General features: G+C 70.3%; 10 protein-coding genes, 1 tRNA gene and 1 pseudogene. 9 read left to right on the forward strand and 3 right to left on the reverse strand.

The annotated features are described in order from the left end of the window. Positions 1-38: 38 nt before the first annotated feature. Both OG588_RS43795 and OG588_RS43800 read left to right on the forward strand, forming a co-directional pair. Complete coding sequence (locus tag OG588_RS43795; RefSeq protein WP_405952115.1) at positions 39-896, forward strand: intradiol ring-cleavage dioxygenase; 858 nt, start codon at positions 39-41, stop codon at positions 894-896. Further along, positions 893-1,963: a maleylacetate reductase gene (locus OG588_RS43800; RefSeq protein WP_405952116.1), complete on the forward strand. Its 1,071-nt coding sequence runs from the start codon at positions 893-895 to the stop codon at positions 1,961-1,963. The genes OG588_RS43795 and OG588_RS43800 overlap by 4 nt, the downstream gene beginning before the upstream one ends. A gap of 72 nt (positions 1,964-2,035) precedes the next feature. On the opposite strand, the gene OG588_RS43805 is transcribed toward OG588_RS43800, so the two are convergent. Then, positions 2,036-2,614, reverse strand: a complete 579-nt coding sequence (locus tag OG588_RS43805; protein ID WP_405952117.1) for a TetR/AcrR family transcriptional regulator — start codon at positions 2,612-2,614, stop codon at positions 2,036-2,038. A gap of 148 nt (positions 2,615-2,762) precedes the next feature. On the opposite strand from OG588_RS43805, the gene OG588_RS43810 reads away from it, so the two are divergent. The 5 genes from OG588_RS43810 (at position 2,763) to OG588_RS43830 (ending at position 7,018) form a co-directional block, all read left to right on the forward strand. Then, positions 2,763-4,223, forward strand: a complete 1,461-nt coding sequence (locus OG588_RS43810) for an MFS transporter (RefSeq protein ID WP_405952118.1) — start codon at positions 2,763-2,765, stop codon at positions 4,221-4,223. A 26-nt stretch (positions 4,224-4,249) separates the two neighbouring features. Beyond that, positions 4,250-5,020, forward strand: coding sequence for an NUDIX domain-containing protein (locus OG588_RS43815; protein ID WP_405952119.1), 771 nt, complete (start codon positions 4,250-4,252; stop codon positions 5,018-5,020). 69 nt (positions 5,021-5,089) lie between these two features. Beyond that, positions 5,090-6,004, forward strand: a complete 915-nt coding sequence (locus OG588_RS43820; RefSeq protein WP_405952120.1) for a YceI family protein — start codon at positions 5,090-5,092, stop codon at positions 6,002-6,004. 60 nt (positions 6,005-6,064) lie between these two features. Further along, positions 6,065-6,138: transfer RNA gene (locus OG588_RS43825), tRNA-Pro, on the forward strand. A 280-nt stretch (positions 6,139-6,418) separates the two neighbouring features. Continuing rightward, a complete protein-coding gene (locus OG588_RS43830; RefSeq protein ID WP_405952121.1) occupies positions 6,419-7,018 on the forward strand; it encodes a hypothetical protein in 600 nt (199 codons plus the stop codon). A 467-nt stretch (positions 7,019-7,485) separates the two neighbouring features. Here the strand turns inward: OG588_RS43830 and OG588_RS43835 are convergent. Next, positions 7,486-8,067 (reverse strand): annotated as a pseudogene (locus OG588_RS43835) (carbohydrate binding domain-containing protein); the annotation flags it as partial. 340 nt (positions 8,068-8,407) lie between these two features. Beyond that, complete coding sequence (locus OG588_RS43840; protein ID WP_405952122.1) at positions 8,408-8,713, reverse strand: hypothetical protein; 306 nt, start codon at positions 8,711-8,713, stop codon at positions 8,408-8,410. Between the two features lie 252 nt (positions 8,714-8,965). Between OG588_RS43840 and OG588_RS43845 the strand changes: the two genes are divergently transcribed. Together OG588_RS43845 and OG588_RS43850 are read left to right on the forward strand one after the other, a co-directional pair. Next, the gene (locus OG588_RS43845) at positions 8,966-9,391 is read left to right on the forward strand and encodes a hypothetical protein (protein ID WP_405953364.1); all 426 of its coding nucleotides are present in this window, start codon (positions 8,966-8,968) and stop codon (positions 9,389-9,391) included. Beyond that, positions 9,391-10,047, forward strand: a complete 657-nt coding sequence (locus OG588_RS43850; RefSeq protein WP_405952123.1) for a hypothetical protein — start codon at positions 9,391-9,393, stop codon at positions 10,045-10,047. Before OG588_RS43845 ends, OG588_RS43850 begins: the two co-directional genes overlap by 1 nt. Positions 10,048-10,056 lie beyond the last annotated feature (9 nt).

The raw sequence follows: 10,056 nt of genomic DNA on the forward strand, positions 1-10,056 counted from the left end.
TTCACACAGGGGCAGTTCGCGCAGGATAGGGAGCCGTAATGACCACTGACGTCACCGTCACGGACGAGGCCGTCGCCAGTCTGGAGGGGACGGCCGATCCCCGCCTGCGTGAACTGCTGACCGGCCTGATCCGGCATCTCCACGCGTTCGCGCGGGAGACCGGCCTGACCCAGGCGGAGTGGGAGCGGGCGATCGGCTTCCTGACGGAGACCGGGAAGATGTGCACGGACACCCGGCAGGAGTTCATCCTCCTGTCGGACGTGCTCGGCCTGTCGATGCTGGTGGAGACGATCAACGGGGACCGAGCGGCCGGTTCCACCGAGTCGACGGTGCTGGGCCCCTTCCACATGACCGAGTCCCCGGTCCGCGAACTCGGCGCGAACATCGACCTGGTGGGCGGCGGCGAGCCCTGCGTGGTCAGCGGCCGGATCGTCTCCGGGGACGGCACCCCGCTGCCGGGCGCGGTCCTCGACGTGTGGCAGGCCGACGGCAACGGCTTCTACGACGTGCAGCAGCCGGACGTCCAACCTCCGGGCAACGGACGGGGGTTGTTCACCGCGGACGCCGAGGGCCGCTTCTGGTTCCGCACCTGCGTCCCGAGCCCGTACCCCATCCCCACGGACGGCCCGGTCGGCGAACTCCTCAAGGCGACCGCCCGCCACCCCTACCGCCCCGCCCATATCCACTTCATCGCCTCGGCCGAGGGTCATGCCCCGGTCACCACCCACATCTTCGTAGCGGGCAGCGACTACCTCGACTCCGACGCCGTCTTCGCCGTCAAACAGAGCCTCGTCGAGGACTTCACCCCGACTGACGACTCTTCCCTGGCAAGGGAGTTCGGCATCGAGAACCCCTTCCGCCACGCCCGCTTCGACCTCGTCCTGGACCGCGCGTGAAGAACTTCCTGGACTTCGCCTACGACGCCCAGCCCATGCGCGTCGTGTTCCGCCCCGGCGCCGCGCTCACCGCGACCGCCGGAGAGGCCGAACGGCTCGGTCTGCGGCGGGTGTTGGTGCTCTCCGGCGCGCGGGGTGCCGACACAGCGCAGGTGGTCGCCGACTCGCTGGGGGAGGCGTGCGTCGGACTGCACGCGGAGGCGAAGATGCACGTCCCGGTCGAAGTCGCCGACCGCGCGGTCGAGTTGGCGCGCACGCTGGGGGCCGACGGCTGTGTCGCGGTCGGCGGCGGCTCGGCGGTCGGCCTCGGCAAGGCGATCGCCCTGCGCACCGGCCTTCCGCTGATCGCCGTCCCCTCCACCTACGCCGGCTCCGAGATGACCCCGGTCTGGGGCCTCACCGAGAACGGCGCCAAACGCACCGGCCGCGACCCCGCCGTCCTGCCCCGCAGTGTCGTCTACGACCCCGAACTCACCCTGGAACTCCCCGTACCGCTCACGGTGACCAGCGGCATCAACGCGATCGCGCACGCCGTGGAGGCCCTGTACGCCCCGGACACCTCGCCTGTGATCGCCCTCATGGCGGAGGAGGGCGTAGGCGCGCTGGCGGGCGCACTGCCCGAACTGGCCGCCGAGCCACGGTCGTTGGAGGCCCGGAGCCGTGCGCTGTACGGGGCGTGGCTGTGCGGTTCCTGCCTCGGCGCCACGACCATGGGCCTGCACCACAAGCTGTGCCATGTCCTCGGCGGCACCTTCGGCCTGCCGCACGCGGAGACGCACACGGTGGTGCTGCCGTACGCGCTGGCGTACAACGCGCCCGCCGCACCGCTGGCGGGCTCCGTCGTGGCCCGCGCGCTGGACGCCGAGGACGCGCCGCGCGCCCTGTGGGATCTGGCTCGGCGGCTCGGCGCACCGCGCTCGCTCGCCGAACTCGGCCTGAAGGAGGGCGACTTGGCGACGGCGGCCGCGCAGGCGGTGAGCCAGGCTTACGCCAACCCCCGGCCGGTCACCGAGGAGGGCGTACTCGCGCTGCTGCGCGCGGCGTACGCGGGAACGCCCCCCGCGTAAACGGCTGTTCAGCGGTCCGCGCGGTCAGTCGTTCGCGCGGTCAGTCGTTCGTGCGGTCAGTGGTTCGTGCGGTCAGTGGTTCGTGCGGACGCCGTCCAGCGCGATCGCCAGGACGCGGTCGCGCTGGGCGTCGTCCACGAACTTCGTCCCGGTGATGCCGGCGGCCATCCGCAGCAGATCACCGAAGTCCATGTCCGTGCGGGCCACGCCCGCCTTCTGCGCGCGCTCGAACAGCGGGCCGCCCGCCGAGAACATCGACTCACGGCAGGTCTCGAAGATCTCCGACTCGTTCTCCAGCGCCTGGCGCACCGCCTGCTTGGTCAGCACATAGCCCGCGAAGCGGTTCAGCCACGCGGTCAGCGCCTCCCACGGCTCCCGGTCGGCGACGTCCAGGGCGAACTGGCACAGCGCGTTCACCTCGTTCGCGTAGACGCTCTCGAAGAGGATCCGGCGGGTCGGGAAGTTGCGGTACAGGGTGCCGATGCCGACGCCCGCGCGCCGCGCGATGTCCTCCAGAGAGGCCTCCGAGCCGTGTTCCGCGAAGGCCTCGCGGGCCGCGGTCAGCAGGGCGTCGTAGTTGCGGGCGGCGTCCTTGCGGTGTGGTCTCTGGGCCGCGACGATCTCGCTGACGGGGAACGGCTGGGCCGTCACGGGTGCCTCCCTGGGGTGGGGCCCGGTTGAACCGGAGGTGTGCCTCCGTTATGGTGGAGGGGTACCTCCACTTTAGCAGTGTGGGCGCGTTCCGCCGTAGAGCCATGCGCGGGCGCACCCCCGTTCGCTTGTTCCGGAGAGGCTCTCGATGCCCCGCAAGTCCTCCCGCCTCACCTTCGCGGTCCTCGCGACCGGTGCCGGCGTGTTCTCCATGCTGCAGTCGCTGATCGCGCCGGCCCTGCCGACCGTCCAGCACGCGCTGCACACCTCGCAATCCACCGCGACCTGGGTGATGACGGCCTATCTGTTGTCCGCCTCGGTCTTCACCCCGATACTCGGCCGCGTCGGCGACCTGGTCGGCAAGAAGCGCACCCTCGTCGCCGTCCTCGTCGCGGTGCTGGCCGGCTGTCTGGTCGCCGCACTCGCGCCCAACATCGGCGTGCTGATCATCGCCCGGGTCGTCCAGGGCGTCGGCGGCGCGCTGTTCCCGCTGTCCTTCGGCATCATCCGGGACGAGTTCGACGCGTCCCAAGTCCCCGGCAGCATCAGCAACTTGTCCGCCGTGATCGCCGCGGGCGGTGGCGTCGGCATGGTGGCCGCAGGGCCCATCGTGACCGCGCTCGACTACCGCTGGCTGTTCTGGTTCCCCGTCGGCATCGTCGCCGCCACCACCCTCATCGCCGTGCGCTACGTCCCCGAGTCGCCCAACCGCGCCCAGGGACACGTCAATTGGCTCGGCGCCGTACTCCTCTCGGGCTGGCTGGTCGCCCTGCTGCTCCCGCTCAGCCAGGCAAGCATCTGGGGCTGGGGCTCCGTGCGGGTCGTCGGCCTCTTCGCCGCGGCCGTCGTACTCTTCGCGGCCTGGCTGCTCTCGGAGGCCCGCTCCAGCAGCCCGCTCATCGACCTGAAGGTGATGCGCCTGCCGTCCGTGTGGACCACCAACACCGCCGCGCTGCTGTTCGGCGCCGGCATGTACGCGATCTGGTCCTTCCTGCCCGGCTTCGTCCAGACCCCCTCGTCCGCCGGCTACGGCTTCGGCGCCAGCGTGACCGCGTCCGGACTCCTCATGCTCCCGATGCTGCTCGCGATGTTCGTCTCCGGCGTGCTCAGCGGCCGCCTGGAACCGATCTTCGGCGCCAAGGCCCTGCTCACCACCGGTGCCGCCCTCGGTGCGCTCGCCTGCGCGATCCTCGCCCTCTGGCACGACCAGCAGTGGCAAATAGCCCTCGTCGCAGGCATCTTCGGCCTCGGCATCGGACTCGCCTTCGCCTCCATGGCCAACCTCATCGTCGGCAGCGTCCCGCCCGAGCAGACCGGCGCCGCCACCGGCATGAACGCCAACATCCGCACCATCGGCGGCTCGATCGGCGCCGCGGTCACCAGCGTCCTGGTCACCGGCCACCTCCAGCCGTCCGGCCTGCCCTACGACTCCGGGTACACCCACGGGTTCACGCTGCTGGCGGTGCTGCTCCTCGGCGCCGCGCTGGCCGCGCTCCTGGTGCCGCGACGGTCCGGCCGTAGCGGAGGAACGACCGTCGGCGGGTCCGGGTCGGCGCTCCTGAAGGCGGAGGAGGAAGCGTCGGTGATGGCTCCCGGTGCCCTCAACTGACGTGGTCGGTATGCCAGCATGAGGTGATGATCGAACAGAGCGCACGGGGTTCTGGCGGGGAACTCCTTGACGTGCAGCGGCTCCGGCTCGTCGAGACCGCTGCTCCTCGGCTCACGCCCGAGGAGCGGCAGGCCATGAACGAGGTGTGGGACGGGTTGGTACGGGTCAACCCGAGCTTCTTCGACGGGCCCGTCCTGGTGTGCGCGGGCACGGAGCGGGAGGGGCCGGACGACCTGACCGTCTCCTGGGTCAGGACGACGTACCGGCACTTCGCCCTCCGCCGCGTCCCGGGTTCCACCTCGTGGCTGCCGTCGTTCTTCGTCGCCGTTCTCCAACCGGCCGACGACGGGCGCCTGTTGGTCGGTCGAATGTCGAACTCGACGGCTGCACCCGGGCGTTGGCAGTTGCCCGGCGGTTCGCTCGAACCGCCCGAGGGCGACGAGCCGCTCGACATGAGGGCCCTGCGCCGCCACGCCGCACGGGAGTTGATCGAGGAGACCGGCATCGACACCTCGCCCGAGGACCTCACCTTCTGGAACGTCACCCGCGCCGGGAACGGCAGCATCGGCGTCCTGTTCCGCGCCCCGTCCCTCCCGGAGGCCGGGCTGCGCGAGCGGTACGAGGCCATGGCGGCGGCGGAGAAGGCCCAGGGACGCGAACCGGAGCTGGACACCATCGCCCTGATCCACTCGGCGGCCCAACTCCGGCTCCTGGTGGGCCCGCACGCGGACTACCTGGAGCCGATCGTCACCCGCTACGAGAAGTCGGGAGGCGGCGGAACGGGTGTCTCGATTTGAGACACCCGCAGGGGCGCCGAAACCTTCATGATCGGCAGCGTACGACTGCTGTGAAGAAAGGTGATCACCATGGCCCTCGCACTGCTCAGGCGCTGGCTGCCCCAAGGCGGCTCCGCCGCGGCGGCGGGCCTCTCGCTCCCCCTCCCGCCCGGCGCGGGCGGCCTCGGCCGTGAGATCGTCGACCCGATGGGCTCGCCCATGGCCTCCGCCGAGGTGACGGTGACGGCCCTCGACTCGCATCGCGTCGCCGCCTCCGGTACGACCGACCCGTACGGCTTCTTCCTCGCGGCGCTGCCGCCCGGCCGCTACAGCCTCCTCGTCTCGGCCCAGGGACTCCAGCCGCACCAGGAGACGCTGGAGATCGTCGCCGGAATAGCCGAACCCACGGAACGGATCTGGCTCCAGCCCGGTCGCGCCCAGGAACTCCCGCCGCCCGGCACCTGGCTCTTCGACCCGCCGCACACCGCGATCCGCTTCATCGCCAAACACGTCGGCATGGCCCATGTGCACGGCCGGTTCGAGCGGTTCCAGGGCGGTATCCAGATCGCCCAGGAGATGACCGACTCCCGGGTCCACGTCCGTATCGACGCGTCCAGCATCACCACCGGCAACACCACGCGGGACAACCACCTGCGCTCCGGTGACTTCCTCGACGTGGAGCGCTACCCGTACATCGACTTCGTCAGCACCCGGTTCGCCTACCGGGGCGGCAGCAAGTGGACGTTGCAGGGTTCGCTGACGATGCACGGCGTGAGCCGCTCGGTGAACCTCGACACCACCTACCTGGGCACGGTCAACGGCGGCTACGCCGAGGAACTCCGCTGCGCCGCCCTCGCCACGGCCGAACTGCACCGCGAGGACTACACCCTCAACTGGCGCAGCATGCTGGCCCGGGGCATCGCCGTCGTGGGCCCCACCGTCCAGCTGGAGTTGGACATCCAGGCGATGTACCGCACCCACGACACCCCGACGCCACCGAAGTGACCCGGCGGATGCGGTAGGGTTTACCTGCGCGTTCACCCGAACTGTCGGGTGCGGCGCGAGCGGGACGTGGCGCAGCTTGGTAGCGCACTTGACTGGGGGTCAAGGGGTCGCAGGTTCAAATCCTGTCGTCCCGACTTTTCGAAGTCGTAGGTCAGAGGCCATTTCAGACAGGTTCTGGAGTGGCCTTTTGATCATTTCCGGGGACCGGGTGGGGACCAGTGCCACTTGGACGCGGCCGAAGCGCACCTTGACTCAGTCAAGACGGGCTGTACAACTCGTTCGCTGAGCACGGCTTCGTACCGTGAGGGCGCGTCCGCCTCTGTCCCTGGCTGAAGGGCACGTTCCTTGCCGCTTTTCCGAGTGTGCGAATCCTTTCCCGATGCTCCGAGCGCGCTGACGCGGGCACGCGCGATCATGCGTGATCTGGCCGACTGGAACAGCATTCCCTGGCCCCAACTGGAGCCGGTCAGCACAGCCGAGCAATACGCACACGCCCTCGGTTCCTTCGACACCGCCCGCATCGTCGGGGACAGGGAACCCGGCGCCGTACCGTTCCTGGACGAGCTGCGGCGCCGCGGTGTCGTCACGTTCGACGCGGAGCAGCCGTATTCCCGGTTGTTCATGGCGGACCTGCGGCTAGGCCCTGACCTGGCCGATGTCTGGCCGCTGCCCGAGAGTGTGACCCTCAGTCTGAACCGGACCCCGCCCTTTGGCGGGCCCGACAGCGAGCCCGAAGACGACTGCACCGAGGAGGAACTGGACCGGATGGTGGCCGTGCTCGGCCCGCTCATGCTGACCGCCTCGTGGCACTGCGGCTGGCGCGGAGTGCCCGAGTTCAAAGACTGCGGCGTGAAAATCTGTCTGAACAGCGTCTGGCTGGATCAGGCCGCCGAGCCGTCCCCCGGCGAGTTCGGTGTCTGGATCGCCCTCGGCTCCCGCGTCGCCTGGACGCCCGAGGGCGAAGTCTGGTGCCGGGACTCGGGGCTCCTGCTGGGCGAGGAGCAGCAGAGGTGATGGCCCGACGCGACGCTCCAGTCTCCTGCGTCCCGGTGAAGGCGAGGCGTACGCGCCACTCGCGCGGAGCGGCCGGGGCTGGGCAGGTCGATCCGGCGGGAGATCTCGGTAAGCGGCAGGCCAGATCGAAAAGACGGTCGGCGTGATCATCCCGGGCGAGGCGCTCGCGGGAACCGGCCACCGTGCTGCGACGTGAGCCGGGAGCGTCCAGTTCCATGGCCAGGGCATATGTGAAATCGATGCGGCAGTGGACCGCTTTCACTGCCTGACGGTCCGACGGACCGAGCGGGATTCCCTCGCGAGAGGCCAACGCCCGTCCTCAACCCCACTCCCGTGGGGACCAGTTGGGGACCGCGCGATGCTCGTGACCCTGAACAGCACACGCGGGGACGTGCGTTCAGCACCTCAGTTCTGCCCCTTCGGTGTCTCTGCTGTCCGTGGTTCGACGTGCGGGTGTGGGATCACTTGAGGGTGATGTCGTCGGCGTAGTAGCTGCCCTGTGCGTACCAACCGTGCACGTAGATGGTCGCTTTGGTCTGGGTCGGGCCTGTGGTGAAGGAGACGGTCAGCCGGGTGTAGGCGGAGGGGGAAGTGGCCCAGGTGGAGGTGGAGCCGTTCACGCCCAGGTAGACGTAGGAGCCGCGGACCCAGCCGCTGAGTGAGTAGGCGGTGTTCGGCCGTACCGCGACGGTCTGGTCGCACTGCGCGGTGTCGCTCGAACTCACCGCCCCCTGGAGGGCTTTGGAGCCCGCGTGGACGGGGGAGGTGACGATGGAGCCCGGGTTGCCGGCGCAGTTCCACGGCGCGACGCTGCCCGACTCGAAGCCGGGGTTGGTCAGTTGGTCGGCTGCCCCGACCGCGCTCGGGGCAGCCGACGACGGGGCCGCTGACGATGGGGCGGCCGACGCGCGCGCCGACGGGGCGGCGGGGGTGGCCTCGGTGGGGCCGGGGATCAGGAGGGAACAGCCGAAGCCGGCGACGGCTGCCGCGGTGACCGCGATCACCAGGGCCGCGCGGCGTTGTCCGGGCCGTAGGCGCGGGCGGCCCACGGGGCGCGGCGGACGGGCGTTGCCGTCGGATGCGGGGAGTTTCTCCTTCCTGTCGCCGGGGACGGGCGGGAGTTCCGCTGTCTCGGCGTCGGTCGGAGGGGGTGGGACGGGGACGGTCACGGCCGCGTGGGTGCGGTAGTTCTTGTCCTGGCGTATGTCGTCGAGCAGCTGGGCCAGCGCGTCGGTGTTGCGCGGGCGCAGCACGCGGATGGGCTCCAGCGCGGTGCGGTCGTCCGGTGCGTCGGACGTGGGGGGTGTGGGCACGGTGCTTTCCTTCCGTCCCGTGGCAGAAACCCGAGCTGTCCCTGCGGAGTTGATACGCAGCGCTCGCTCCGGAGGTTCAGCCGGTGCCGCGTCCGGGGAAGCCGAGCTCGACGCCCGTGAGGTCAGGGAGAGTCGTACGGCGGCAGCCCCGCACCGAGCACGACCCTGTCCCCGGCGCCGACGTGACAGCCCACAGCGGCTCTGCCGCTCCGCGGGTCGGCGGCCCTGGCGCTTCAACAGGGCGTCCAGGCGCGGGTATACGGCCCGGGAAGACGTCGAGGAGGAGGTCGATGCCGGGCTGGTGGTAGACGCAGGTGTCGAAGTGGACGTTGTAGACGTTGCCCAGGACGTGTTCCTCCAGCGGCGGCCTGCCCAGTGCCATGGGCAGTCCGCAAAACCGGCCCCAACGCTCAACTCCCGCCCCACACGCAGCCGTCGGGACCGATCCGCCTCGTTGCCTCAGCCGTCGTAAGTGCGAGCCTGGTGAGTATGCCGGTTCATGCGGGGGAGATGCGTCCGAAATGTGGGGGAGATGCACCGAAGGCCGTACCGCACGCAACCGGCTGTGCCGGCACGGCGTGTTCGCCTACGGTGCTGGAGGGTGTCGTGTTGTCGAGCGGGCGTGGGGGAGGTCGTGGTGGGCGACGGTGCGGGGGCGACGCTTGCGGAGCGCATCGCCAGGTACAGAGGCGGGGTGGGGGATCCTCGGGCGATGGTCGGGGAGTTGCGGCGGGCGGCGCTGTTGGTACCGCTCGACGACGGCGGTGGGATGTGGACGGGGCACCTGGGCGGTGTGCGGTGGATCTTCGCGTTCACCGGTGAGGAGTCCCTCGCCCGATTCGCGCGCAGTCGCGAGGACAGTCAACGGGCTTGGGAGTACGCCGAGTTGCTCGGGGCGCGGCTGCTCGACGAGGTCGTGCCCGGTATGGGGGAGCCCGCCGGGATCGCCGTCGACGTGGCCGACGGGGACGGGGCCATGCTCTTTCCCCCGGTGCTCGGGATCGTGCCGGAGTCGGCCGCGGTGGACCGGGATCCCGACGCCCTTGGGGAGGTGGGCTGATGGGTGACGAGGCGGCGGATCTGCACATCGATCCGGACAGTGTGCGACGCATCACTACAGGTCTGAACGAGGCGATCGGGGAGCTGGGCGAGGTGGGTGATGCCACCGGCTCCGTGCTCGGCAAGGGGTTCTCGCAGCTGGCCATGACGGGCATGGAGGCCGGTCACCACGGTCTGTCCGTCGACTTCGAGGACTACTGCGAGCGCTGGGAGTGGGGCGTGCGCGCCCTGGTCCAGGACGCCAACACGATCGCGGCGAGACTGGGCCTCGCGGCGGGCCTGGTCTGGGAGGAGGACAGGTACGTCGAGACCACGCTCAAGTACGGCCTGAACGCGGTCGCGGGCGGCAACCCGTACGCCTCCGAGGACGAGATCGGCAAGCAGAGCTGGGGAGATGTGGCCAAGCCCGACTGGCTCGACCCCGACTACAGCGCCAAGTCCTTCGAGCAGGCCGGCGACGAGGCGGCGCAGACGTGGAAGGACACCGGCCGCTCGCTGCTGACCGAGGGCAGGGGCGGGATGCAGTCCGACCTGCTCAACGACGCGTTCGGCGTCGACCAGCAGCAGTTCGACCAGGCGGTGGACGACACCTTCGGGCCCTCGCCCGAGGAGCGGGCACAGCAGGCGCAGCAGGGCAGTGCCGACGGGGGCAACTAAGCGATGACG

The organism is Streptomyces prunicolor (assembly GCF_045162825.1).
GTDB lineage: Bacteria > Actinomycetota > Actinomycetes > Streptomycetales > Streptomycetaceae > Streptomyces > Streptomyces prunicolor.

Bases quoted from the DNA above. Each gene is read 5' to 3' on its own strand.
- OG588_RS43795 (WP_405952115.1), top strand. From the start codon at position 39: ATGACCACTGACGTCACCGTCACGGACGAGGCCGTCGCCAGTCTGGAG.
- OG588_RS43810 (WP_405952118.1), top strand. From the start codon at position 2,763: ATGCCCCGCAAGTCCTCCCGCCTCACCTTCGCGGTCCTCGCGACCGGT.
- OG588_RS43815 (WP_405952119.1), top strand. From the start codon at position 4,250: ATGATCGAACAGAGCGCACGGGGTTCTGGCGGGGAACTCCTTGACGTG.
- OG588_RS43820 (WP_405952120.1), top strand. From the start codon at position 5,090: ATGGCCCTCGCACTGCTCAGGCGCTGGCTGCCCCAAGGCGGCTCCGCC.
- OG588_RS43830 (WP_405952121.1), top strand. From the start codon at position 6,419: ATGCGTGATCTGGCCGACTGGAACAGCATTCCCTGGCCCCAACTGGAG.
- OG588_RS43840 (WP_405952122.1), bottom strand. From the start codon at position 8,713: ATGGCACTGGGCAGGCCGCCGCTGGAGGAACACGTCCTGGGCAACGTC.
- OG588_RS43850 (WP_405952123.1), top strand. From the start codon at position 9,391: ATGGGTGACGAGGCGGCGGATCTGCACATCGATCCGGACAGTGTGCGA.